The following is a 25,988-nucleotide window of genomic DNA, read 5'->3' as shown; positions in this document are numbered from 1 at the left end:
TATGAGGAATGTTTATGACAATTGACCTAAAATCAATTCAAAAGGAAGCCAATGTTGGCTCAATTCTTATCATTGATCATTCACGAATGTTTTCAAAAATGCTTCAAAAAGAACTCAAAACTTTGGGTTACACAATACGACATGCGAACACATTACACGCAGCGATAGAACTTCTCACTTTTTTATCCTTTGACTTGATTGTTTTAGATCTCACACTTCCCGATGGTGAAGGGGAGCTTATTTTACAAAATCTTCATATTTTTGAAAAACATAAGATTCTTGTTTATACGTCCGATGCTACAACCCAACAATGTGATGAGTGGGCGCACTATGGTGTTTTAGGCTATTTGTGTAAAACTTCCCCCCTTTCATTTGTGGGTCAAGAGATTGATAGAACCATGAAAGCCCTTTTAAAAAATACAACCAACTCCATTTTAGTCATTGACGATTCACCTACAAGTGCACAGCATATTCAAGAACTTTTAGAACCGTTAAACTATCACGTAGAGATTGCATATGATAGTCCCAGTGCGCAAGGGCTCCTCAAAAACACACCCTTTGATCTTATAATCCTTGATTTTTCCTCTTCAAACGCTATGGGCGAAGCCATTTTAGTAGAGTTTCGATCTATGCCCCAAAGTATGCACATCCCTATTTTTATTCTTACAGAACAGTACAATGCGCATACGGTGAGAAAGCTTATTAAGCAAGGTGCTAATGAGTTTTTTCATAAGCCTTTTATTGAAGAAGAGCTTTTACAAAAAGTCGATTATTGGATTGATTTTGGGCGAAAAACCAAAGAAAATTTCTATCAAAAAACGATTTTACAAGAGTATAAAAATGCGGTTGATCGCAGTACGATTGTCTCAAAGACCAATAAAGAAGGCATTATCACCTATGCCAATGATAAATTTTGTAAAATCTCAGGCTATCGTTATGAAGAGCTAATAGGACAACCGCATAGCATTGTGCGTCACCCAAGTGTGCCCAAAGAGACGTTTAAACAGATGTGGGACACTCTTTTAAAAGGTGAAAAGTGGGAAGGTGTGGTCAAAAATAGACGCAAAGATGGTACCGCGTATTGGGTCAATGCGGTGATTAATCCCATTGTTGACCACAATGGCAACATTGTTGAATTCATTAGCATTCGAACCGATATTAGCAATGTGCGTGAAATTCATGACTCTCTTCAAAATCAACTTAAAATTTCTGAAAAGAACTTTGAAGATGCGTACCATATGTCCAAACAATATGAAAATGCCATCAATAAAAGTACCATCCTGACGCGTACGGATTTGGATGGTAACATCACCTTTGCCAATGAAAATTTCTATAAAACAACCGGTTTTAAAGAAGCAGAAGTCATTGGGAAAAATCACAACATTACTCGCCATAAAGATACCCCCAACGAAGTCTTTATTGATTTATGGGATACACTTAAAAAAGGCAAAGTCTGGAAAGGCGTTTTGAAAAATCAGAAGAAAAATGGTCAAGCGTATTGGGTTTATTCAACGATATTACCGATTTTCAACAAGAACAATACCCCTTTAGAATATATGGCAATACGGCGTGATGTCAGCGAAATCATTACCTTACATGTAGAGCTTGAAGCAACGCAACAAGAGGTTATTTACTGCATGGGCGAGATTGCAGAAAGCCGCAGTAAAGAGACAGGCAATCATGTCAGGCGTGTCGCGGCCTATTCTCACCTATTAGCTCAAAAATACGGTCTTGATAAAAAAGAATCCGACCTCATCGCATCAGCTTCACCTATGCACGATATAGGAAAAGTGGGGATTCCCGATGCTATTTTACATAAACCAGGTTCTTTAAGCGACGAAGAGTGGACGGTTATGCGTACACACTCGATGATTGGCTACACCATTTTACAAAACTCTACGCGACCACTCCTTAAAGCAGCCGCGACCATTGCTAAAGAGCACCATGAAAAATACGATGGTTCAGGCTATCCCATGAATCTTAAAGGCACAGAGATTCATCTCTATGCACGCATTGTGAGTGTTGCCGATGTTTTTGATGCTCTGAGCCATGACCGTTGTTATAAAAAAGCATGGGAAGATGCGGCTATTTTTGAATTTTTTGAAAATGAGCGTGGAAAACATTTTGATCCGCAAATTGTTGATCTTTTCCTGAATGCTAAAGAGGATTTTTTAGCCATCCGCGATAGTCTTAAAGATGCTCTTACCTATGCTATCTAATTAAGAATGCTAAAGAGGTATTGACCTCTTTGAAAGACGATCATTCGAAACTCACAAAGCTTTACATGTAAAGTTTTTCGTCACTTCTGTGAAGAAGAAGCTAGTTGTATACCAAGTCCTGCAAACGTCAATGCAAACCCACGTCGTAGCCATGTTTGGACACGGTGTGACGCTATGACACGCTGGCGAAAGACGTGCGCTAAAAGACCATAGAGAACAAATACACCAAAGGTCATTAGCATAAACACAACACTTAACACCATCATATCCAACACTGGCGATGGTGTCTCTGGTGCAATAAATTGCGGTAAAAAAGCTAAAAAGAAAATCGTTAATTTGGGATTGAGGATGTTCAGTAAAAATGCTTTAGACGCTAGCGAAAAAGCACTGGTGCGCGCTGAAATCGCCTCTGTTTCAAAACCACCCTTGTCCCTCCATGTCATAACCGCCAGATAAAACAGATACATAACCCCCGCAATTTTTAGAATTTCAAATGCGAGGGCACTCGTGTGCATAATAGCCGCAAGCCCAAAAATCGTCGCTAAAAGATGCGGAACAATCCCTGCTGTACACCCAAGAGCCGCATACATACTCGCTTTTTTCCCTTGCGCTAATCCCGTGGAAATCGTAAAAAGAACGCCCGTACCAGGAATTAGTACTACAATTAAAGCGGTAATCAAAAATTCAACACTTATCATGACACGACCTTTAGAGTAAAAGAGTAGAACGATTTTATCACAGATTCGCTTTTTCATTGACGAGCTTAAACGCTAATGGCTTTGATAATGTCGAACGAACCGAACTACACTCAAGCGCTCTCAATAGTTTTTGTTCGTCTTCATATAAGAGTGATTCTCCAAACGATACACTGTATTCAAATGTTGACTGCTCAGAGTTTTCTCGATTTAAAGAAACCTGCACTTTCACCTCTTTAAGGGGAATACAAAGTTTTTCGGCATTCATTCTAAGTGACATATTCATACAACACGCCAACGCCGCTTCCAAGAGTTCATGAGGTCTAAAGCCTTGCTCTAAACCTCCTTTATTTTTTGTCGTATCGGCGTAGGCACTTAACATACCATTGGTAAAACGTGTGAGATACTTTTCGTGTTGACTTTCACTGATCATCATCGCTTCATCCTTTGAATCCTTATCTTTACATGTAAACGTTTTTACTTGCTCAATTGCACTTCAAGGCGCATCATACCCACATGCACTCTACCCTCATGATCGGGTGGGCAAAGCGCACTATACGCCTCTATCCACGCCTCAACAAATGTCTCTTTGAGCGCATGTGGCACAGGATTGATAAATGGAAACCACGCGGTTTCAAGCCAACCGCGAAATGCTTTAAGATTTTCATGTACCATATCTTTAAACACTAAATGCGCTTGATGCGTACTAAAACCTATACTGTTTAACAATGCCTCGTACGTAATGTCCGAATGAAAGGTATAAGGTGACTCAAATCTTCCGAAATATGCTGCATAGTCTGGAAGAATTTGGGTGAAGGCTTCAAACACTTTTTCGCCATTCCCCGCTCCTCCCATCTGTAAAATCGCTCTGCCCTTTGGCTTTAGCGCTTGATAGATACCTTCTAAAATGGCGTGATGGTCTTTTGCCCAGTGCAACGCGGCATTGGAAAACACCACATCAAAACGCTCGTTAAAGCTTAGAGCTTGTGCGTCCATCTGCATAAATGTAGGCTTTGAAAAAGACGCTTTAGCATACGCGATCATCTCATCACTAAAGTCAATGCCAACCACTTCACTACGGGTGCGGCGACTGAGCGTATCCGTAATCTTTCCATCGCCACATCCAATATCCAAAATGGATTCATCACCCATAAGCTCCATCTTTTCAATTAACTCGTGCGCCCAAACCGCTTGCCCTTTTGAATTTGCCGCGTAGGCATCTGCTTTCCATTGTCCACTCATCATTTTCTCCTCTTTACATGTAAAGCTCAAAGCTTGCATATTTGCCTGAAAACTTTAAAAATCTCTTCTGCCGTAACTTCAATACCCTTCTCATCACAAAGCCTTTGGACTTCCAACGCAATTTCAATTTGCATGTTTTTGGTCGTCTCAATGCCGTAAAACTCCTTCAGCACATACGCCACGCCCCCTTTGCCCGATTGGGAGTTAATGCGCACCACATCGCGATAATCCCGCTTGATATCCTTGGGGTCGATCACAAGGTACGGTACGTGCCAATAACCATCTAACGCCACCTTCTGGTACTCCATACCCTTCTTTATTGCGTCCTGATGGGTACCCGAAAAAGCCGTGTAAATCATAGAACCTACATAAGGGTGACGGGGAGGAATGCTACTGTGCGTCAATGTAATGATCTCCTGTAAAATCGTATCGATGTTGTAGATGTCTAACATCGGATCGATCCCTTGCGAGTAAAGATTGAACGCTAAGGTAATCAAGTCAACATTGCCCGCTCTCTCGCCATTGCCCAAAAGCGTTCCCTCTACTCTTTGTGCCCCTGCTAAGATCGCCATCTCCGCACTCGCTACCGCACACCCTCTGTCATTGTGCGGGTGAACGCTTAAAATAACGGAGTCGCGTTCCAACATCTGTTTGCTCATCCACTCGATTCGATCGGCATAAATGTTCGGCGTGCAGGCTTCCAAGGTGTTCGGCAAGTTAATGACCATCGGTGCATTTTTCGTGGGCATCCACTCGCTGATAACCGCATTCACCACATCGCGTGCGAACTCCAACTCCGTTTGCGAAAAGCTCTCGGGTGAGTACTGAAACATCACATCACCTTTAAATTTTGCCGCCTCTTCTTTGATAATGCGTGTCCCTTCAACCGCTAAAGCGATGATCTCCGCTTTGCTTTTGTCAAACACAATTTTGCGCTGATTGTCCGCCGTTGGGTTGTAAAGGTGCATCGTTACTTTTTTAGCCCCCTTCATCGCTTCAAACGTTTTTCTGATGTATTTTTCGATGGAAGGCATCAAAACCGCAACCCTAACATCCTCAGGAATTAAGTTCCGTTCGATCAATGTTCGACAAAAGTCAAAGTCCGTTTGCGACGCACTCGGATACGCGATCTCGATCTCTTTAAATCCCATCTCGACCAATTTTTGAAAATACGCCAATTTTTTGGTCGCATTCATCGGCTCAACCAAAGCTTGGTTGCCATCTCTTAAATCCGTACTAACCCAAATAGGCGCTCTTGTGATAACGTTACTTGCCCACTCGCGGTGAGCTAAATGTACCAACGGGTACGGTTTGTATTTTTTAAAAGTTTGTTCAGTTTGCATAGAAATATCCTTAAGTGTTCAAATGAGCTATAGGCTCATACATGCCAAAATCAGGCAGAAAATCTTGTGTTAGGACAAGAAAAACAACAATGAAAATGATAAAAATTGAGCTGATTAGGTAGAGGTGTCCTCAGGGCTAAAAAGCCAATTTAAAAATCAACAGTGAAAAAAAAGGGGTTAAGAATGAAGGTTTAACGGAGCTTCAGGAGGAGGACGACGACGAGTGATGCGTTAGAAAATTGCGCAATGCTCTGAGGTTGGTGTATGGTTTGATGGGTGATAAAAGTTTCCATCTGTTCTCCTTTAAGAAAATTTATAAAGCGTAGTATAGCACAGAAGTTGAAAAATCGCAAAATACATTAAAAAATAATTTATATTAAAACAATATTACTTTGGTACTATTTTTGAGCATGCTATTCTCATGCTATAAATTTGATATAAAATTTTTAATAGACATCTTGCAAAACTCAAATAAAAGGCACTAAAAATGCTTGGCAAGAGGCATGAAAAAATATGAACAAATGCAAAAGCATAAACCCAAAGATTTTAAGCGCCATATTGGCGTTAATGAAGAGACATTTAACGCAATGATAGAGGTGTTTAGGCAATACGATGAGAATCGTAAAAAAGGATTAGGTGTAGGAGGGAGGAGATCTCTTTCACCAGAAAATAAAGTACTTTTGATGCTTGGCTATTATCGTGAGTATCGCACCCTTGAACATATTGGATTTGATTATGGTGTGAGTGAATCAACGGCTTCAAGGATTGTATGTGAAGTAGAAGAAGTGTTGATTAAGTCTGGTAGATTTTCATTGCCAAGCAAGAGAGAACTCTATAAAAGTGATGTTGCCCTCTCTTTTGTTGTCATTGATGCGACAGAAACGCCTTGTCAAAGACCCAAAAAAAGCAAAGAGAGTACTACTCAGGTAAGCAAAAGCGTCATACCCTTAAAGGACAGATTGTGATTGATAAAGAGGAGAGGATTATGTGTGTGCATACCGCTAAAGGTACGACACATGATTTTAGACTGTTTCAAGAATCTAATCTCCCCTTGATGCCCAAGACCTGTGTTTATGTTGATTTGGGATATCTGGGTATTGCCAAAGAACATAGCCATTGTCAAATTCCCCATAAAGCCTCCAAACTTCATCCTTTGAGTGAGGAGCAAAAAGAGGAAAACAGACAAAAAGCAAGTGCTAGAATATGTGTTGAACATGTGAATGCTAAAATCAAAACATTTCAGATACTCACCCAAAAATACAGAAACAGAAGAAAACGATTCAATCTACGCTTTAATTTGATATGTGGATTAATCAACTTTGACCGTGGTTTTGCTGTGGAATACAAATGAGTTTTGCAAGATGTCTAATATGAAAAACAAAGGGCTTAGATTCCAGTTTGACTGGTTAGAAATAACCTGAAGTGTTGTCAATCTATAACACTTCAGGTTATATTATTTTTACAAAGGCAACACATGTTATTAACGATCAAATCCAAAATGATATTTTTATTATTACTGTTTCTTCTCAGTACCGGAAGTCTCACCTATCTTCTCATTTCAAGTACAACAATCGCCCGTAATACAGCGACTACGATAGAAACAGTCGGTGCATTGCGTTCTTTAAGTGCTACGCTTGGAACCTATGCTAGAGGCTATCAACTCAACTATGACACAAAAAATTATGACGGCTATGATTTAACCTATAAAGAAATCATCAAAACGATTGATATCTTAAGGGAAGAAGTCAAAAATCCAGTGTATTCCAAAAACTTGGATACGATCAAAGAGAGCACGGTTGCCTATCATACAGGCAATGAAACACGTTTTCGTATTATTAAAGAACATACGTATAAAATCCATGCGCCAGAGTTTATCGATTCTAAAGACGGTCAACTGCTTCAAAAGCTGAGTGAAGAAGGAGCCGAGCATTATTTTAAACTTCTAACAAAGATCAAAGAATTAAGCAGTACGATTCAAGAGTCTGAATTTAAATCACTGGAAACCTCAAAAATTATCGGCATTACAGCTTCTGTTATTTTAATGGTTGTAGTCACGTTACTTTTTTTATTTATTATCAGCAAAATTCGTCTTTCAATCCAAAAAGCTTCTGATGGTTGCACCTACATCGCTCAAAATAAAGATCTCAATTATAAAATACAAACGGGTGAGAAGGATGAAATTGCACAAATGATGAACATCTTCAATGCCCTTTTAGCCCAACTTGCCAAAGCAATCGATGGAGCAAAACAGAGTGCTCAAGAAAATGCAGCCGTGGCAGAAGAGCTTTCAAGCACTTCACTTCATATTGGTCGAAGTACCGAAAATGCAGCACGCGAGATTGAAGAGACCACACAAGAAACAGAATCCGTTGTCTCTATTTTAGAAGTAAGTTCCAATAGCTCTCAACAATCGGGTCACGTGATTGCCAATGTTTCAAACGAACTGACCAATGCTTCAGAAGAGGTGCTTGCCGTTTCCGATGAACTCAAAAACGTCGTTGTCAATCAAACAGACCTCTCTTCCAGACTTGAACATTTGGATCAAGACGTTGCGCAAGTTAAACAAGTCCTTTCCGTAATCGCCGATATTGCCGAGCAAACGAATCTCTTAGCACTCAATGCCGCCATAGAAGCGGCTCGTGCAGGTGAACATGGTCGTGGTTTTGCCGTGGTCGCAGATGAAGTGAGAAAACTTGCGGAACGTACCCAAAAAAGCCTTGTGGAAAGTAATGCAACCGTTGCCGTCATTGTTCAATCCGTCAGTGCTGCCTCAGAGATGATGCGTAAGAGTGCAACAGAAATTCAACAGCTAGGAGATCGAGCGGAAACGACACAAACGCTGATGAGAACAACGGTTACCAGTATGGAGAACGCCAAAACGGGAGCGATTCAAACCGCCAGTGATGCCAATATGGGTCGTGAAAAAGCCATTCATGTCATTGATCGTATTCGACACATCAGTTCTATCTCAAATACGAATGCTAGAAGTGTCGAAGAAATTGCCGCAGCGGCTGAACACCTTGCCAAACTCTCCGAAGACCTGAACCTCTCTCTCGCTCAATTTAAAACACTCTAAGAGAGCATCCTTTTTCCAGCAAGAGAGCTTTACATGTAAAGCTCTCCGAAGGGTGAAATTACGCTTTGAAAAGCTGATAGATCGAACTAAAGTCTTCATCGCCTTTGCCCATCATTTTCATTTTGGAAAAAAGCTCTTTGGTGACACTTGCGGTGTAAAGCGGACGGTTCAGACTGTACGCCAAGTCTTGCAGACAATGCAAATCTTTCGTAATCGCAGAAGTGCTAAAATGCGGACTAAAGTCTTCATCGATGAGTTTTTGTGTTTTTGCTGCCAATACCAATGACTTTCCACCACCCGCGCCCAAAATCTCTAAAAGCTCTTTTTTATCAATGCCACACGCCTCACCAAGAGCCGTACACTCTGCGATGGTCGCCATAAATGATCCTAAGCAGAGGTTGTTAATCAGCTTCATCTTCGCCGCAAATCCAGCTTCTTTGAGATGAAAAATGGTTGAGGCAAATTTTTCAAGAAGTGGTTTACATGTAAGATAAACACTCTCACGCCCCGCGCAAACGGCAGTGAGCTCACCTTTACTGGCTGGCACAACGCTGCCTAAAACAGGCGATTCGAGGTAACTGCCTCCGTGTTTTTCAACCATCGCATGAAATTCAATGACATCGTTGAAATGGTTGGTCGTAAGGTCGATGATGGTTTTGCCTTTGAGATTGACACTTAAAAGTCCGTTTTCCATCGTGAGAACATTGCGTACACCTGCTGAGTCAAACAGACACATGAGCACCGTGTCACATTTTTCGATAAGTGCTTTGGGGGAACTTTCACACACAAAACCTTTGGCTTCGGCTTTCGCTTTGGTGCGATTCCACACTAAAACCTCTTCATTCATACTCATTAACCGTTTTGCGATCGCCGTTCCTAAATTTCCGAGTCCTATAAAACCGATTGCCATGTTCATTCCTTGTTGTAGTTTTTAGAATTATAGTCTAAATTAGACACTTTATCAAGATAATTTTTCAAAAGTTGTGTTATGATTTCCCTATGAAAAAAGAACTTAAACCTTATGTCGCCTTGTGCGATGCCATCACGAAACTGTTTTACCCCAATGTTGAAGTCGTCATGCACGACTTGGAAGCCAAGAAGCTCGTTCACATCGTCAATGCCTTCTCAAAGCGTCGTGTGGGTGATGCGATGATTAGTGAGCTCAAAGACTTAGATGGCATCAAAGAAAACTGGGTCGGACCGTACGATAAAACCAGTAGTGATGGCAAACGCCTTAAGGCGGTGAGCATCATCGTGCGAGACATGGAGGAAAAACCCATCGGAATGATCTGCATTAATTACAACACTGAACCCATCGAAACGCTGTTTGAATCGCTCAAAGGCTTTTTACATGTAAACGACTCCGCGCCCAAACCTTCCGTACTTTTTTCCCAAAGTTGGAGAGAACATACCGAGGAGACGATAGAGAAGTACTTAAGCAGTAAAAACATCGCCCTATCAGGTCTTTCAAGCGACGATAAAAAAGAGTTGGTGATTTTCTTAGAAAGCGAAGGCATCTTCGCCATTCGCAACGTCGTGGGGTATATCTGCTCGGTGTTAAATGTCTCGAAAGCTACGATTTATAACTGGTTGAAGGTGGTGAGAGGTTAACTCACCGCTTTACATGTAAAGAGCAATTACTCTTTTTCGTTTTTCGCAAGTCCCGATAAAATCGCAACAAGCAATAAACTGAGTATCCAACCAATGATATTTTCGCTCCATGTTAAAAAACGAATAAAATAATTGAAGGTTGTAAAAAAACTTCCATCAGGCGAAGGAATCACCACACCCCAATCTTTCTCCATCTTCAAATCCACCACAGGCAAGATGATGTCAAGCGAATACCAAAAGGGTTGAAACGTTGTGTATTCAGGAGGCGATGCTTTATACCAGTTATTAGTAGCATTGTAATCTTGGGGAGAAGCAAACCATTTTGTACCATTTTTATCAATCGTGCAGTTATAATCTTGCTTTTGAAAAATCAATGGATTGGAAGGAGCGAAAACAGTAACATTTGCACCATACCAATAAATACATCCAAAAAGGAACCAAATACCTGACATGATTTTTAAGATACGCATCGGGCGATAGCCATACTCTGAAGTCCATTTGTAAATCTTACGAAACACTTTATACAGCCAAGACTCTTTGCTAAATTCTAGCTTTTTATCATGTAAAGCTATCATTACCTCATCGGCATCTCTATCATGTCCCATATTACGTAAGACTTTGGTAAGTTGCTTATATGGTTGTGGACTAAATTCTGACACTTTGCCAAGCATGTTTTTAAGGCGGAAAGAAGCAGAGGTATCACCATAAATATGTCCGTAATTAAAACCATCTAGATAAACCGTTTTTAATGTAACTTGTTCCCAAAATTCTTTATCATCTAATACATTGACAGTTAAATTGATTAAATCAACTTTTCCATTTAATATTGTGCAATTATCACGTAATTGTAACCCCCCTCCTAAAATCATTCCATTAAAATTTAAAGCTTTTTCTTCTTCAGTGAAAGCTTTAAATGTTGCTTTTAAACAAGAAAAATTACCCTTAATTTTTGCTCCTGAAAAGCGCACTGTTCCGTCAGCACTACAACCATCTCGTAAAAATACATGCCCATCAACATATATGCCATTGCAATCTAAAGCTTTCTGTTTTTTATCTAGTGATTTAAAGATTGCATTAGTACAATCAAAATTTCCTTTAATTTTAGCACCTGCAAAACGAACTTCTGCTTTTGCTTCAAAACCATTTCGTAAATGTAAATCATGACACCTAAATCCATCAGCACGAATACCTTGTTCACATAAAGAACCATCCATATAAATGTCTTTTATAGTAGTCCTTATGATAGAGAGCTTTTGTTCAAAAACACATTTCCAAAAACCCAAAACATTTAAAAACTGAGCATTATCTAAATTAAGGATGCCACTAATCCAGGCACCATAAAGTTGTATACCTTTTGGATTAATGTCTATTTTTGAAAAAAGGATAAGCCATCGTAAAAACTCTGCTCGTATTTCATTCGTTTCTATTTTTTCTGTTGGTCTCTCTTCACCAATAATAGCAATATCTCCACGTTGACAACACTCAAAAAGTTCTTGTTCCGCAGGTTTTAAAGGCTGAAAATCGGCAAGCGTTTTTTTCATTGGTTTACCCCAACTTCCATATCTTAAACCGTCTGTTTTTAATCGTCGTGGCGCACAGTCCATCAAACGCTTTATCGGCGTATTCACGCGCTATGGCGACGTAAGAAAATTTTTCTAAGATGTCAATTTTGCCGATGAATTTGCCCTCTAGTCCCAAGTCTTTGGTGAGTGTGCCCAAGATGTCGCCGGCGCGCATTTTTTGTTTTTTGCCTGCATCGATGCAAAGCGTGATGTATTGGGCTTTTTTGGGCTTTGATAGGGTTGGATTTAAGTCGCTGAGGCTTTTACATGTAAAGGCAAAATTGGCTTCTTTAAGCTCTTCAAGGAAGCTCTCTTCGCGTGGCGTGACAAAGCTGACTGCCATGCCTTCTTTTTCCATGCGTCCTGTTCGTCCGATGCGATGGGTGTAGATTTCCATGGTTTGGGGGAGTTCGTAGTTGATGACCATTTCGATATCTTTGACATCCAAGCCACGTGAGGCAAGGTCGGTCGCTACGAGGATTTGCGCACTGCCGTTGGCAAAGAGAAGTAGGTGTTCGTCACGGTCGATTTGTTCTAAATCGCCATGCAAGGAAAGTGCATCAAAGCCTTCGTCTAAAAGGTAGCCTTGAAGTTCCGCTACACCGATTTTGGTTTTGCAAAAGATGATGACCGACTTAGCATCGCTTTCCAGTAAAACACCTTTAAGTGCTTCTTCTTTTTCGCGTGGCTCGACGGTGTAGCAGATTTGGGTGATGTTGGGAGACGTGGTTGCTTCTTCTTCGATGCTGACATGTAAAGCGTCATTTTGCACTTCATTGCACATGCGCTCGATCTCTTTGGGGAACGTGGCAGAGAAAAGTAGCGTTTGGCGTTTGGTTGGCATTTTGGCGATGATTTTTTCGATGTCTTCGTAAAAACCCATGTCGAGCATGCGATCCGCTTCATCAAGTACGAGCGTTTTAATGTGTTCAAAATTGATGGTTTTCTCTTGCAAATGCTGCAAAATGCGCCCAGGAGTTCCTACCACGATGTGCGCGCCATGCTCTAGGTTGATGCACTGCGGTACAAAACGAGCTCCACCACAAAGGGTGACGATCTTGATATTGTGGGCAAATCTGGCAAGCCTTCTTAGCTCCGCGCTGACTTGTTCGGCTAGCTCACGGGTTGGGCAAAGTACCACCGATTGGATGCGCATGGAGTTTACATGTAACGCCATCAAAAGGGGTATTCCAAATGCGGCTGTCTTGCCACTACCTGTTTTGGCTTTAGCAACAAGATCACGACCTGCAAGCGCTAAAGGAATGCACGCTTTTTGAATCGGTGTCATGGACACATAGCCCAAATCATTGAGGTTTTGGAGCATTTTAGGCTCGGTGATAAACGCGTTAAACATGGAAACCTTTGCATAATTTTAAATAAAATTCATTCTTTCTAAGATGTCAAATCGTAGCATAATTTTAGCCTGTATACTCTTTGAACAACAAAAAAGTTATTTCATTTGGTATAATCTATTCTTTTAAAAATTTCATACTTTTTTTACCGTTCTTAAAAGGCGAAAAAGGTTATATAAAAGGGTCATATGCAACGCTATCCTAATTTTAAAAGTTCTATTGCGTCTCGTCTTTTTGGTATTTTTGCATCCAAAGAGTTTCCAAGTCCAATACAACGCATCATTAATCAAACCTATGTTTCCATGATGAAGGTTGATCTGATGGAATTTGAAGAAGCTTCTGCTTACAAAAGTTTAAATAAGCTGTTTACCCGAAAATTTAAAACCAGACGCCTTTTTAATATCAATAAAGAAACGATCATCTCGCCATGCGATAGTCTTGTCAGTGCTTTTGGAACCATAGAAAATGCGTTAGCCCTTCAAATTAAAGGGTTTAGCTACAGTGTAAGAAAATTGCTAGGTGATTACATTGCAAAACAGGAGAAAGACCGTTTAGAGGGCGGCTCTTATGTTAATTTTTACCTCTCTCCTCGTGATTATCACCGTTACCATGCACCGATTGATATGCGTGTTACAAAAGCGTTACATATTCCAGGTAAACTGTATCCTGTCAATTTTTGTTGGTTAAAAAAAGTGCAGGGATTGTTTCTCGAAAATGAACGTGTTGTACTAGAATGCTATACCAAAGAAGACACCCTTTTTTACATGGTTTTTGTGGGTGCTTTAAATGTCGGGAAAATGGCATTTACCTTTGATAAGACCATCCAAACCAATGCCAAGTCAAGCCTTCAGCAATGCTATCTTTATGACGATCTTTTCATTTCAAAAGGCGATGAACTTGGTCATTTTGAAATGGGTTCAACCATTGTTATGCTTTTTGAAAAAGAATCTATCAATCTCGAACTTGGTGGTATCACACAAGTCCAGTTTGGGCAACCTATAGGAGGATTAATCAATGGAATTCATGCAAACAGCGCCCATCCAACAGACCAGTCAAGAGAAGACGCTTCTTTACATTGAAGACAATGCCCACGATAGAGAGATAGCAACAAACCTTTTTTCAGAGTTTTTTGCCAAGATAATCGTAGGAGTCGATGGAGAAAATGGTGTCCATTTATATGAACGCTACCACGATACTATCGATCTTGTTATAACCAACATTACGATGCCTCGCATGAACGGCATTCAGATGATTCAGAGTATACGAAAGGTTAATCCTGAAGTTGCAATTATTGTCCTTTCTTCACAGGATGAGGCACATGATTTCACTCAAACCATCGAAATAGGTGTCGATGGATACCTGCTCAAACCTCTGCATCAAGCACAACTGACACAAACACTCAACCGTGTTCTTGAAAAACTGCATTTACGCTATGAAAACAAGAAAAATTCACTTTTACTCAAACAGTACGAAAACATTACCAACGTCAGTTCAATCATCTCTAAAACCGATCCTAAGGGTGTTATCACTTTTGTCAATGATAAATTTTGTCAAATTTCAGGGTACTCCAAAGAAGAGCTTCTTGGTAAATCGCATAACGTCATTCGTCATCCCGATATGCCCAAAGCTGCTTTTCGAGACCTTTGGAAAACAATTAAAGATGAGAAACAAACATGGCAAGGCATTGTCAAAAACTGCGCAAAGAACGGCGATACGTACTATGTTAAAACAACCGTCCAGCCCATTTTAAACCCAGAGGGCGAGGTTGAAGAGTACATCTCCTTGCGCCACGACATTACGGCTATTATGAGCGATAAAAAACAGCTTTTTGATTTTTTGGAAGCGAACCGTCTTTCCGTTCTCATTTTAGTGCAAATTGAAGACTATCCTATTTTGGAAAAGTTTTACGACAAAGCCAGTGTCGGTAAAATCGAAGATACATTTGGTAGAGTTATGCTCTATCTGATGCCTAATCGCTGGGGATTTCAGCGCGTTTACAATCTTGAAAATGGTCTTTATGCCTTTGCCATCGATAGGCGAAGTTGCCGTGCTAAAAAAGAAAGAAATCTATGAAGTTTTAGAGCAGTTTCTTCTTAATGTTAAAGAACACATCGTCAAAATCGATTCTATCGAGTATGACATTTCCGTTATTTGCAGTTTCACGTATGGCATTTTTAAAGTTTTTGAAGACGCTAAAATCGGTATCGACCATGCAATTCAAAATAAACAATCTATCGTCTATGCCGATGGACTCTCAGGTATTGAGTATGACAATGCTCTGAAAAATATAGAGACCATTCATATGATCAAAACAGCGATTGATACAGGTAAAATCATCTCTTATTTTCAACCTATCATCAACAATACAACCCAAAAAATTGAAAAATACGAATCTTTAGTGCGCCTTATTACCGAAGATGGACAGCTCTTAACACCTGCGTACTTTTTAGAAACCGCCCAAAAAAGGGCGTTACTATACTAAAATTACTAAAATCGTCTTAGACAATTCATTTGCAGCACTCTACAAAATACCCGAAGCTTCTATTTCTATCAATCTTTCCATGCATGACATTGAACGTGAAGAGATTACCCAGTACATTTTAACCCTTCTTCATCAACACCATACAGAAGCACATCGCATTATTTTCGAGCTATTAGAGAGCGAAGATATCAAAGATTTTTTAATGATTAAGAAATTCATTCAAACGGTTAAAGCCCAAGGAGTCAAAATTGCGATTGATGACTTTGGCACAGGTTACTCAAATTTTGAGCGATTGCTCTCTTATGAGCCTGATATCCTGAAAATTGATGGAAGCATCATTAAAAATATTCAACACAACGAACTCAATCAACACATTGTTGAGACAATGGTTCTTTTTGCAAAAAAACAGCATCTCACGACGGTCGCTGAATTTGTTGAAAATGAAGCAATTTATGAGATTGTGTGTGAAATGGGTATTGATTACTCACAAGGCTATTACTTCGGAAGACCTGAAATGTTTTAAAAGACTCTTTTACATGTAAACTTTACATGTAAAAGAGTGTATTGGTTTTAGAACTTATACACGGCACTAAATCTAAATTCATCTTTATCTTTAGCACCTGCATAATCACGATTTTCTTTATCGTACATTGCTAAGAAATTAAGCCCTTTTAACGCTCCATCAAAGGCATAATTACCCGTCAATGAAATGTAGGTTGCTTTGCCGTAAGAGAGGTCATCATCGTCCGTTACCGTATAAGCGACATTCACCGTCGTCGTTGGTGTAAACGCATATCCAAGACCTATGGCATAAGCATCGGTATTGGCAGGATAACTGCTTGAAAGTATGATCGTGCCCGTATATGCAAGGTCTGCACCCCAACCAATGCCCGGTGTGACGGTTGCGTCGTTACTGACACTGGTGTAGGCTACATAACCACTCACAGCACCGTATCCAAGGCTTGCTTTGAGTCCGTACAAGTCAGAGCTTTTCGTACCCGTAATCTCTTTGTCGTTGTAATAGTATTGCGCCGCCAAACCATAGGTAAACGCATTCACAGCAACACTGTACGCCGCTTCAGCATACGCCATGGATCCTTTGGTGTTAATGTCTTCCGCATACGCTGCGGTTAACGTCAAACCAGTGATGGATTTATTCACCGCTACGAGGGTATATGCGCCATCTTCCAAAAGAGGGGATGTTCCGTAAGGATTGTTATACGTGGTAAATTTGCCGACGTTTCCAGCCCCATCGGTTTGCGCTTGGAATTTTTGAACGTAGGCTGCGGTTAATGTCGTATTGGGAAGGTCGGTATTGACGATGCTTGCACCCTCAAAGGACTCTTTGATGATACGATTACCTAACGAGGCAATGAGTGGCGTATCTAAGAACATACGCCCCACCTGAACGGTAGTTTTACCTGTATGGTAAGCAAGATATGCTTCAGAAAGTTGTGCGCCAGAGCCGTATTCATCCCAACCAAATTGTTGTTTTGCATTGGAACTCGCAAAGGGGGCATTATTGGATTGTCCCGTTAAGCCAAGGCTAAAGCCATTCAAAGAACCTGTTTTATAATTGAGCATGACACCCATATTAAAAATAGAATCACTCGGAATGGATGGATTGCGATCACGATCCCAGTAAAATGCCTTTAACTCGCCACTTATTTTGCCCTCTTTAAAAGCATCCGCCAACGTATCGGCACCAAAAGAACAGGTACTAAGTCCTGCAACACAAAGAGCTGCCAAGCTAAGATTTGCCAATTTCATCCGTTTCTCCTTTGTAGTAAAAACACTTTACATGTAAAGTATTTATGACGTTAATTTATGCCAAAAACGATGCGCTATTTTCAATCAAAACCGCATCCAGACAGACCCATAAACGCATCTGCCTAAAACCTTTAATATGCCCGTTGTTTTAATAATTAATTTGAAGCTTCAAGGAAAATTTTAAATAAAAAAAAGAGCAAAATAATCGCAGGAAAAAAGAGTTTTATTGACGAAAAAAAATAGTAGATTTTTTGCAAAATTAAATTTAGAAGAAGTAAAAGCACCCAAGGTGCGTGGGCATTCTGCCGAAGAAAACACAGTGTTAGCGTAGCTTTTAGAGCTTGGCTTTAAAAGCGTGTTTAGAGTTCTGTAAGAACTCTAATGAGAAAACGAAGTAAAAGGGGGTGGATTACTCCACCTCCTTCCAAATTTGAACTTTCCACAGATACGCTATTAGGGTAAAAATAGCCATAAATCCAATGAGCTTTAAGCCTAAGCTTTCACGCTCAGCTTTTTTACGATCTCCCACACTTTCCATGTAAGCGATCACTTGCTCTTGAGACGCTTCGGTCAGACCCACACGAGGCATGGCAATGCCTTCAACCATCTTCAGTGGCTCGTTGATAAACGTGTTTAAATACTCTGCTTTTTTAGAACGAATCATCATCGACACATCAGGAGCAACGGCTCCAAGATAGTTTTGAATAGACAGTGTAGGCGTTTGCGCTTTAAGTCCATCATACTTCATACTATGGCATCTGCCACATGCCTCTTCAAACACCATTTTATTGGAAGCTTTGGTAGCGACAATATTACCTAGATACGCCACCACATCAGCGATCTCTTGCTCACTTAAAAAAGCAAAACTCGGCATCGCGTAAGGTTTGGCATCGCTAAATTTATGCGAAAGTTTGGTCGCCCCCACAGGGTCTTTCAAAAAGCCTGCAAGGTAATTTTTATCGTAAATCACCCCTGCATGACTGAGATCCGGTGGTACAACACCATAGGCACTTGCAGCCTCTTCAAAGCTCATAGGCGCTTGCAAACCTAAACTTTTGATGCTATGACACGCGATGCAATTGGCTTCGACAAGGGCTTTGCCATTGTCAATATTTCCGTTTACATGTAAAGGTTCCATGTCTTTAAAACTAAAGTCAGCAGGGGCGACATGTGGGTGCATTTGTGAATGAGCATAAGGTTCCACACCCCAATAGGTCACCGCTGTAAAAAAGAGCACAATGGCTAAAATTTTGATCTCTTTCATTGTTCATCTCCTTTGGCTTCGTGCTTGGTAATAAATGGCAGGGCGATAAACAATCCTAGAAAAATAACGGCTGCGACAAATCCAACCCATGCGTTCATACCTGTGGGAGGAAGTTTTCCATAGACGGTGAGCACAATCATATCGCACACCAAAAGCCAAAACCAGTATTTAAAGATAGGTCGTTTGTGCGCAGGGGCTGTGTTCATCGGATTGCGATCTAAAAAAGGCAAAATCATAAAGACGATGTTAGCGATCACAAAAGCAACCAAACCAATATTCATTGCCGCAATGCCACCGATGTCAAAGAAAAAGCCTCGAAGCACTTCATAGTTCCACAAGAAGTACCACTCAGGGTAGATATGTGCCGGTGTTTTCATCGAATTGGCAGGCTCAAAGTTGATCGGGTCCATCGCAAAATCAAACTGATAACATGCAAGGAAAAAGAAAAATGTCATAAAAAAGCCAACCACAAAGAAGTCTTTTGAGAGAAAAACAGGCCAGAATGGCACGACCTTGGACTCTTTTTTGCGCCCTTCTAAAAACTTGTTGGACTCGATTTCAAAGTCAAACTCAGCAGAATCTTGATTATTCACATGCGGGAAGCGAAGCGAGTAAAAATGCACCGCAATCACGAGAATAATGACCAAAGGCAAAAGTACCACATGAAGCATAAAAAAACGTGTCAACGTCGCATCTGCCACCACATAATCACCGCGTATCCAAATGACGACGTCATCACCAATCACAGGAATACCGCTAAACAGATTGGTAATCACTTGCGCCGCCCAGTAACTCATCTGTCCCCACGGAAGCATATAACCACTAAACGCTTCAGCGGAAAACGCAATAAACAGCACCATGCCCGTAATCCAAATCATCTCACGCCCTTTTTTGTACGAACCATAGTAAATACCCGTAAAAAGGTGAACATAGATGATGAGAAACGTCGCTGAAGCCGCCACACCATGCATATGGCGCCACAACCAACCGTACTCTACTTCTTGCATGATCGTATAGTTTACACTGTCAAACGCAAGGTTGATGTCTGGTTTGTAGTACATCAATAAAAGTAGCCCCGTTACCAACAACACGCCAAAAAGAACCACCAAAACGACACCCATCGCCCAAAGGAAATTGATATTTTTAGGAATCCAGTATTCGGTCATCATCACGCGCATAAACGCTTTGACCGCGAGACGTTGGTCAAGCCAGTCCATAAAGCCTTCGCTTTTTCTAATTTCTGCCATGCCCTACTCCTACGCTTTTTTCGCGGTTAATTTTTTGTATTCTTCGCCTTCCTCGCCTAAGACAAGTGTTTCACCGGCAATTTTAAAGGGAGGAATATCCAAAGGGCGAGGTGGAGGGCCAAAGGTATTAATGCCACTAGCATCAAAAACGCCACCATGACATGCGCATTTAAACGTTTTAGAACTGCTTTCATACGAAGGAATACACCCTAAATGGGTGCAAAGTCCAATGACGAGGGTAAAGACTTTCTCGCCAATGACCACATCACGGCTTGCATTTTTAGGGGTGTCTGCGCTTTTGCGCAATACAAAGATGGGCTTCCCACGCCAAGCAAAACTGCGCGCTTCACCCTCTTCTATCGTGGAAATATCCACCGTAACAAAGCCCGCCGATTGAACACTTGGGAGTGGATCCCAACTCTTTTTCATCGCACTCAATGCACAGACACCGCCCACTGCGGTAACGCCTGCGAGTGCCATGCCAATAAAATCACGTCTTTTTTGACAAGTTTCCATCGTAAAGACCGCTATTTTTTTGTAATAAAAGAGGCGATCTCTTCAATCTGAGCATCACTGAGTGGTGCCACTTGGACTTTCATCAACGCTTTTTGATCTTTTCCATAACTGCCATCTTTATAGCCCTTCATAGCGCTGATAAAATCTACTTTGCTCATATCTTTAATGATAAGACTTTTGTTTAAAGCAGATTTCTCACCCGCAGCACCATGACACGCAACACATTTGGTGTACAATGGGGTTGCTTGTGCACTGATTGCCAATGTTGTGGCAATAATAAGTGATTTTGAGATAATTTTCATCTACGACTCCTTAAATGTTTCGAGAATAGTAGTGAAAAAAAGTGGCAAAAAAATGTGGCTGAGATGAAAAATAGAAGTTAATTCTTCTTTTTAAGTTAATAGAGCACAAAAGTGAGTGGACACTCTGCCCAAGTGTACGCAGTGTTAACGTAATCTTTGAAACTTTACTTTAAAGACGTGTCAAGCGTTTAATAAGGTTAATGGTGCTTTATTTTGATCGTAAAGAGTGCACCATGCTCTGTGTTACTAACGGTCACGATGCCATTCATATTGTTTTCAATAATCATCTTGGTCATGTACAGTCCAATTCCCGTACCTTGCTTAGCGTGTTTGGTCGTAAAGTAAGGCTCAAAAATACGCTCCAAATACTCTTCAGAAATACCACCGCCATTGTCTTCGATTTTAATGAGCGTGTATTGTTCCCCATTTTTGACATTCATTCGAATGAAAGGGTTTTCTATCTGCCTGTCGGTTAAAACATCTTTGGCATTGGAGAGTATGTTTAACAATGCTTGAGCAAACTCATTGGGATAGCCAAGGACTTTGATCTCTTCAGTGGCTTTAAATGAGAACTCAATGGAGTGATAACGAAGCGAAGCTTGGATAATGGAGCTCGCCCGTTCACACGCATAATTGATTTCAAAAATCTCTTTATCTTTAGAGGGTTTAAAAAAGTTTTGAAAGTCGCTGATCGTGTTGGACATGTACGCCGTGATGCGATTACACTCTTCAATCTTCTCTGTTAAAAAGGCTTCATTAAAGTCATCAAAGTGTTGCCTGACTTGAATGATCATCAAAAGCGCATTGATCTCACCAAGAGGTTGTCTCCATTGATGCGCGATATTGCCGATCATATTGCCCATTGCGGCGAGTTTACTTTGCTGAATTAAGAGCTGTTCTTGACGGGTGCGCTCATCGATCTCTTGTTGAATGCGAAGCTCCAAATTATCCAGCATCTCATTCATCACAGCTTTGAGTAAGTTAAGCTGATCGGAATTGCCTGAAGCCACGAGTCTGCGGTTGAGATTGCCTAATTTTAAATCTTCTACGACATTCGTAGCATCTTCAATGAGTTGGCTGTCTTGTTCCAAATTGGCTTGAATGATCTCAATGTTTTGATTGATCTGCCTTGCCATATCGCCCAACTCATCTTTGTTCGTCAGAGGAATATGAATACGTGTGGCTTCTTCAGTGGAAGGAGATTTGAGATAGTCAAAAAATTCTCTTAGTCCATGCCTTACATGTAAAATAGAATCGACAATATTTTTGGCAATAAAAAAGCCCACCAAAAAAGTCAAAAGCACAATAATAATCAACCAAGTGGCAATAAAATAACGCGAATTGATCGCCTCTTTATTGGCTTTGGCATAGGTCTCAGAAGAGTGTGTCAGCTCGTTTTGCTGTAATACTTCGAGTGAATCCATCAGCGCATAAAACTGATCACGTTCAACCGTATTGGCATTGATAAATGCGCCCTCTTCAAAGTCATCTTTGAGGTAGGCTTGGTTGGCTAAGATGAGTGTGACATAGTTTTTCCACTGATAATAGAGCGTTGCTGGCAGTTTACTAAAGGGCTCTTCCATTTGCGTGTGCATCTCATTGATTTTTTTGAGAATATCCTTACGTAAGTCTTCATTCGGCGCCATAATCAATGAAAGGGATTGTTCCCTGAGTTTAAACAGTGGTAAAATGTAGGTCTGCTGAATCGTTTGAACCCGCTTCGAGCCTTCAAAAACATTGTTGACATTCACGACCCCTTTGTTAGTAATGTCAAACGCTAAAAAAGAGAGCGTAACAATCGCACAAATGCCCAAAGAGGCCATCAGAAAAAATTTATAACGCATGGAAAGATACTTAATCATAATCAAACCTTAAAGGTAACATGGGTGCTTCACGCTCTTTAGGATAAGCAGCATTACCCCTAATCGACCAGTGATACTTGGTCAGTTTTGCCTTCCATAGAGGCATCAATAAAACCGATGAAGGCTCATAACGTACTTCTTTATTGACCGCTAACACAATGTTTGGAGATGGAACAAAAAGCATATACGCTTTTTCATATGCCCGTTTGACAATCTTTGCGACGACCTCATCAAAAGCCTCACTTTGAAATTCAACATCAAAAAAATGTTCAATGTATTCTTGCATGATATCATCTTTATCAATCGCCGACCATTTATCGGAGATACGGTACGCAAAGAACGCTGTCCAAGGATTGTTACTGCTCCAATCGTCATTACCCCATGTTAAAATATCCCATGTTTTAGGTGACTGACGGTTCGTGAGAAGTTGCTCATAGATCTCTTTTTCATTGGGTGTTGTGGTGTAATGAAGCGTAACACCGTATTTTTTGAGCTGATACTCAATGCCTCGCCATAAAAACATAAAACGATCCATCGTAATGACATCCAGCTCCAACCCATTTAAAATCGCTTTAAGTTCCTTCTCCTCATCTGGATTATGAAGTGTATGTTCACCCCATGTTTGAAGGTTTGCCGTTGCCAGTTTTACAGAACGATAATTCACGGAAGCTTCTGTAGGTGCAAGCTCACCCTCTTTTTTGTAGACAAAATTAAGCAAATTGGCTTGATTGACCGCTTTATTAAGCGCTATACGTATTTTTTGATTTCTCAATTTACTGTTGGGCTTAAGCAGGTTAAAATAGATCGAAATACTGTGCGTTGAAGGTTTCGTATAGAGTCTTGCATACTTAGAAAGAACCGTCTCTACTTTTTTATTGAAAGGAATCGGTGTTATATCCAAACGCTCTTCTTCCAACGCCATACTGACCGATTGGGCAGATGTCAGTTCTGTATAAATGGTTACATTCTCAATGTAAGGCAAACCCGCTTCATAATAGTTTGGATTGGCTTGAAGCTCTAAAATAGGCGTTTGAAACCGCCCTGTTGCGTAGCCTTGCTTTAAGATATACGGACCCAATCCATAAGGACCTGGAGCTTGCATGCTGTTACACGTAGAGCCCTCTTTCGTACTCCATCCATAACGTTTGAGGTAGGCGGATGTGTACAAATTGATAGAAGTCAGATCGCTAAAGAGCAACCCATAGGGTTTATACAGGTGAATACGAATGGTATGATCATCCACTTTACTCACACCTTTAAGTCGCTTATGAATATCCGAATAAACCACAGGATCTTTCATAAAATAGGTGAAATTTTCGACCACTGAATCCGCGTTAAACGGCGTTCCATCTTGAAAAAGCACTCCTTTTCGCAGGGAAAATTCATAAGTAAGATCGTCTATCTTGGTATACGATGTTGCCATCATATACTCCCATCCTTCATGGTTACCACTCGAGCGAACCAGCGTACCATTGACCAGTTTAGAGACATACAAATAAGGCATGGTCGGTAAAAAGACTTTGATGTGAGAACCCGAAACGCGTTCATTAATCAGTACCGAAGTGGTATCATCACTGCGGTAATAAAAAGGATTTTTCCACTCTTGTGCCCTACCAAAGGTCACACACACAAGCACTAAAAGTAAGAGTTTAGCACATCTCAAATCGGTACCCAACCCCTGATAAATTGGTAATAAAATCTTTCGGTAACTTCTTGCGTAAATTACGCACCAGTGAACGAAGCGCACTATCGGTCATCACATCGTCTTGCCACACATGGGCTTGTAACTCATCGTAGGAGACAATGCGTTGTTTATTATGCAACAGTAATTCTAAAAATCCCGCCTCTTTTTTATTGAGATGAATGATCTCTCCCTCATACGTCAGTAACTTATGATCAACATCGTACAAGTAGCCACAAGGAAGTTCATAGACAATCGTATGCGTTTGAGTAATACGTTTGAGGCAGCGTGAAAGTGCCTCTAAAAGGCCATTGAGTGTCACCGGTTTGATGATGTACTGCTCTAAATGAAGATCCACGACTTTGAGCAGATACTCCCTATCCGTATGTGCCGAAATAATGACAAGGGGAGTCATTTCATCGGTTTTACGAATTTCTCTTACAAGATCAACGCCATTCATCACAGGCATTAAAATATCGGTAATCACAATATCAGGTTTTTCACTTTTGTAGAGCTCTAAGGCAATTTTGCCATTTTCTGCTTCGATCACCTCTTTAGTATAATAGCGAAGCGATGCGGCAATATTTTTTCGTATACCCTCTTCATCTTCAGCATAAAGAATTGTGAGCGTCTTCAATCGTTCTAAAAAGGGTTTATCCACGTTTGAGACTCCTTGAACATAGTGTTATTTAGATTTCTTTGCGGTAAAGCTAATCTTCGTATTTGCAAGACTTGCAACCAACATACCGCCTCAACTTCCTTTATACATGAGGTTCACGCGAACCGATAATTCATAAAATCCCTCTTTTAAAGGCTTGATATTTGTTTTTGGATACCACCCTTGCACTTCAGGTTCACTCTTGGGTGATTGAATCGTATCGACAAAGACACTCACCATGTAGCCCGAAGGAAGACTTGGCTTTTCAAGTTGTATTATAACGAAGTTTTCTTCGCCAACCACGTAGTTTTTGGGCTCAATCAAAACAGCTTTTTGATGGGACAATTCACTAAAAAGTGGATCACCAAAACTACAGGTGCTTGGGGCAATTTGCCCCCAAGCGAGTGAAAGAAAAACACCACAAAGACTCAAAATCCATCGCAGCGTTGTTTTCATGAGACTATCCTTTTGCTTGCCTGTAAACCTCTTTAGGCATATGAGGAAGAATAAACCGTGTACTTGGATGTGTTTCCGCATTGATCGCATAGTCGATTCCTATTGGAGACGCATTGGCATACTCTTTGTATTTTGGATCATGCAAGTCAATAATCGTAATGGCATGCACTGGGCATGATTGAACACATGCCGTTGTTTTACCATCAGCTTGTCTCTCCCAACACATACTGCACTTCTCAGCTTGTCCCATTTTGGTATTGAATTTAGACGCACCAAATGGACACGCTTTGACACAACCACCACAACCAATACAAATCGTTTGGTCGTGTTTACAGATACCCGTTTCAGGGTCTTTCGTATGCGCTCCCACAGGGCAAATTGCCACACAGGCTGGGTTTTCGCAGTGGTTACACGCCAGTGAAAAGTAGAAACGCTCCATCGGCATTTTCACTTTGGGTGCTTTTTGATACGACGTTAAAGTTGGCAAGATATTGTTGTTATCCATCAAATAATCTTCTGCCCCAATCTCTCTTACTTTGCGCCATAAAATTCCATCGTCTTGATGATACTGATTTTTACAGGCCATTGCACACGTATTACATCCTAGACAGATACTGCCATCGACTAAAAAAGCTTTTTGCATCACAATC

General features: G+C 40.7%; 26 protein-coding genes. 9 read left to right on the top strand and 17 right to left on the bottom strand.

All coding sequences use genetic code 11. The annotated features are described in order from the left end of the window. The first annotated feature begins 14 nt into the window (after positions 1-14). Positions 15-2,219 carry a PAS domain S-box protein gene (locus FA584_RS04320; protein WP_167750332.1) on the top strand — a complete coding sequence of 735 codons (2,205 nt, stop codon included), beginning with the start codon at positions 15-17 and terminating at the stop codon, positions 2,217-2,219. Between the two features lie 80 nt (positions 2,220-2,299). Here the strand turns inward: FA584_RS04320 and FA584_RS04315 are convergent, their stop codons facing one another. From FA584_RS04315 to FA584_RS04300, 4 genes are read right to left on the bottom strand one after another with little or no spacing between them, the layout of a single operon-like run. Then, on the bottom strand, positions 2,300-2,974 hold the full coding sequence (locus FA584_RS04315; protein ID WP_228448119.1) for a LysE family translocator: 675 nt from the start codon (positions 2,972-2,974) through the stop codon (positions 2,300-2,302). Then, positions 2,955-3,350, bottom strand: a complete 396-nt coding sequence (locus FA584_RS04310) for an OsmC family protein (RefSeq protein ID WP_167750331.1) — start codon at positions 3,348-3,350, stop codon at positions 2,955-2,957. The genes FA584_RS04315 and FA584_RS04310 overlap by 20 nt, the downstream gene beginning before the upstream one ends. Positions 3,351-3,391: 41 nt before the next feature. After that, on the bottom strand, positions 3,392-4,156 hold the full coding sequence (locus FA584_RS04305; protein WP_167750330.1) for a class I SAM-dependent methyltransferase: 765 nt from the start codon (positions 4,154-4,156) through the stop codon (positions 3,392-3,394). A 26-nt stretch (positions 4,157-4,182) separates the two neighbouring features. Beyond that, the gene (locus FA584_RS04300; protein WP_167750329.1) at positions 4,183-5,499 is read right to left on the bottom strand and encodes a 2-isopropylmalate synthase; all 1,317 of its coding nucleotides are present in this window, start codon (positions 5,497-5,499) and stop codon (positions 4,183-4,185) included. Between the two features lie 503 nt (positions 5,500-6,002). Between FA584_RS04300 and FA584_RS04295 the strand changes: the two genes are divergently transcribed. From FA584_RS04295 to FA584_RS04285, 3 genes are all read left to right on the top strand, one after another. Continuing rightward, on the top strand, positions 6,003-6,464 hold the full coding sequence (locus FA584_RS04295) for a transposase family protein (protein WP_025343414.1): 462 nt from the start codon (positions 6,003-6,005) through the stop codon (positions 6,462-6,464). Next, complete coding sequence (locus FA584_RS04290; RefSeq protein WP_084613060.1) at positions 6,386-6,850, top strand: transposase family protein; 465 nt, start codon at positions 6,386-6,388, stop codon at positions 6,848-6,850. Before FA584_RS04295 ends, FA584_RS04290 begins: the two co-directional genes overlap by 79 nt. A 123-nt stretch (positions 6,851-6,973) precedes the next feature. Next, on the top strand, positions 6,974-8,575 hold the full coding sequence (locus FA584_RS04285; protein ID WP_167750328.1) for a methyl-accepting chemotaxis protein: 1,602 nt from the start codon (positions 6,974-6,976) through the stop codon (positions 8,573-8,575). Between the two features lie 58 nt (positions 8,576-8,633). On the opposite strand, the gene FA584_RS04280 is transcribed toward FA584_RS04285, so the two are convergent. Further along, entirely contained in the window at positions 8,634-9,485 is an 852-nt protein-coding gene (locus FA584_RS04280) for an NAD(P)-dependent oxidoreductase (RefSeq protein ID WP_167750327.1), read from the bottom strand. 89 nt (positions 9,486-9,574) lie between these two features. On the opposite strand from FA584_RS04280, the gene FA584_RS04275 reads away from it, so the two are divergent. Next, the gene (locus FA584_RS04275; protein WP_167750326.1) at positions 9,575-10,186 is read left to right on the top strand and encodes a helix-turn-helix transcriptional regulator; all 612 of its coding nucleotides are present in this window, start codon (positions 9,575-9,577) and stop codon (positions 10,184-10,186) included. Between the two features lie 26 nt (positions 10,187-10,212). Here the strand turns inward: FA584_RS04275 and FA584_RS04270 are convergent, their stop codons facing one another. Both FA584_RS04270 and dbpA read right to left on the bottom strand, forming a co-directional pair. After that, positions 10,213-11,727, bottom strand: coding sequence for a hypothetical protein (locus tag FA584_RS04270; protein ID WP_167750325.1), 1,515 nt, complete (start codon positions 11,725-11,727; stop codon positions 10,213-10,215). Between the two features lie 4 nt (positions 11,728-11,731). Next, positions 11,732-13,102 (bottom strand): ATP-dependent RNA helicase DbpA, encoded by a 1,371-nt coding sequence (gene dbpA, locus FA584_RS04265; protein WP_167750324.1) that lies wholly within the window; start codon positions 13,100-13,102, stop codon positions 11,732-11,734. A 186-nt stretch (positions 13,103-13,288) separates the two neighbouring features. Here dbpA and FA584_RS04260 point away from each other — a divergent pair, with 186 nt between their 5' ends. Genes FA584_RS04260 through FA584_RS14415 form a run of 4 tightly spaced genes read left to right on the top strand, consistent with a single transcriptional unit; the run spans position 13,289 to position 16,105 of the window. Further along, positions 13,289-14,179, top strand: coding sequence for a phosphatidylserine decarboxylase (locus FA584_RS04260; protein WP_167750323.1), 891 nt, complete (start codon positions 13,289-13,291; stop codon positions 14,177-14,179). After that, complete coding sequence (locus FA584_RS14420; RefSeq protein WP_228448593.1) at positions 14,115-15,173, top strand: response regulator; 1,059 nt, start codon at positions 14,115-14,117, stop codon at positions 15,171-15,173. The genes FA584_RS04260 and FA584_RS14420 overlap by 65 nt, the downstream gene beginning before the upstream one ends. Further along, complete coding sequence (locus FA584_RS14685; RefSeq protein ID WP_256431227.1) at positions 15,148-15,582, top strand: EAL domain-containing protein; 435 nt, start codon at positions 15,148-15,150, stop codon at positions 15,580-15,582. The genes FA584_RS14420 and FA584_RS14685 overlap by 26 nt, the downstream gene beginning before the upstream one ends. Position 15,583: 1 nt before the next feature. After that, positions 15,584-16,105, top strand: a complete 522-nt coding sequence (locus tag FA584_RS14415) for an EAL domain-containing protein (RefSeq protein WP_369806288.1) — start codon at positions 15,584-15,586, stop codon at positions 16,103-16,105. 47 nt (positions 16,106-16,152) lie between these two features. Here the strand turns inward: FA584_RS14415 and FA584_RS04250 are convergent, their stop codons facing one another. The 10 genes from FA584_RS04250 to FA584_RS04205 form a co-directional block, all read right to left on the bottom strand. Continuing rightward, positions 16,153-17,352 (bottom strand): OprD family outer membrane porin, encoded by a 1,200-nt coding sequence (locus FA584_RS04250; RefSeq protein ID WP_167750322.1) that lies wholly within the window; start codon positions 17,350-17,352, stop codon positions 16,153-16,155. A 409-nt stretch (positions 17,353-17,761) separates the two neighbouring features. Beyond that, the gene (locus FA584_RS04245; protein WP_167750321.1) at positions 17,762-18,616 is read right to left on the bottom strand and encodes a c-type cytochrome; all 855 of its coding nucleotides are present in this window, start codon (positions 18,614-18,616) and stop codon (positions 17,762-17,764) included. Further along, positions 18,613-19,863 carry a cytochrome b gene (locus FA584_RS04240; RefSeq protein ID WP_167750320.1) on the bottom strand — a complete coding sequence of 417 codons (1,251 nt, stop codon included), beginning with the start codon at positions 19,861-19,863 and terminating at the stop codon, positions 18,613-18,615. Before FA584_RS04240 ends, FA584_RS04245 begins: the two co-directional genes overlap by 4 nt. Positions 19,864-19,872: 9 nt before the next feature. Continuing rightward, on the bottom strand, positions 19,873-20,379 hold the full coding sequence (petA, locus tag FA584_RS04235) for a ubiquinol-cytochrome c reductase iron-sulfur subunit (RefSeq protein WP_167750319.1): 507 nt from the start codon (positions 20,377-20,379) through the stop codon (positions 19,873-19,875). An 11-nt stretch (positions 20,380-20,390) separates the two neighbouring features. Continuing rightward, the gene (locus FA584_RS04230; RefSeq protein WP_167750318.1) at positions 20,391-20,681 is read right to left on the bottom strand and encodes a c-type cytochrome; all 291 of its coding nucleotides are present in this window, start codon (positions 20,679-20,681) and stop codon (positions 20,391-20,393) included. 197 nt (positions 20,682-20,878) lie between these two features. Then, on the bottom strand, positions 20,879-22,543 hold the full coding sequence (locus FA584_RS04225; RefSeq protein WP_167750317.1) for a sensor histidine kinase: 1,665 nt from the start codon (positions 22,541-22,543) through the stop codon (positions 20,879-20,881). Next, on the bottom strand, positions 22,536-24,206 hold the full coding sequence (locus FA584_RS04220) for an ABC transporter substrate-binding protein (protein WP_167750316.1): 1,671 nt from the start codon (positions 24,204-24,206) through the stop codon (positions 22,536-22,538). Before FA584_RS04220 ends, FA584_RS04225 begins: the two co-directional genes overlap by 8 nt. Further along, positions 24,193-24,885: a response regulator transcription factor gene (locus FA584_RS04215; protein WP_167750315.1), complete on the bottom strand. Its 693-nt coding sequence runs from the start codon at positions 24,883-24,885 to the stop codon at positions 24,193-24,195. The genes FA584_RS04220 and FA584_RS04215 overlap by 14 nt, the downstream gene beginning before the upstream one ends. A 90-nt stretch (positions 24,886-24,975) precedes the next feature. Further along, a complete protein-coding gene (locus tag FA584_RS04210; RefSeq protein ID WP_167750314.1) occupies positions 24,976-25,338 on the bottom strand; it encodes a hypothetical protein in 363 nt (120 codons plus the stop codon). 4 nt (positions 25,339-25,342) lie between these two features. Further along, positions 25,343-25,981: a 4Fe-4S dicluster domain-containing protein gene (locus tag FA584_RS04205; RefSeq protein WP_167750313.1), complete on the bottom strand. Its 639-nt coding sequence runs from the start codon at positions 25,979-25,981 to the stop codon at positions 25,343-25,345. Between the last annotated feature and the right edge of the window lie 7 nt (positions 25,982-25,988).

The organism is Sulfurospirillum diekertiae, from assembly GCF_011769985.2.
GTDB classification, from domain to species: Bacteria; Campylobacterota; Campylobacteria; order Campylobacterales; family Sulfurospirillaceae; genus Sulfurospirillum; species Sulfurospirillum diekertiae.
This window is presented reverse-complemented; position numbering and strand designations above follow the sequence as displayed.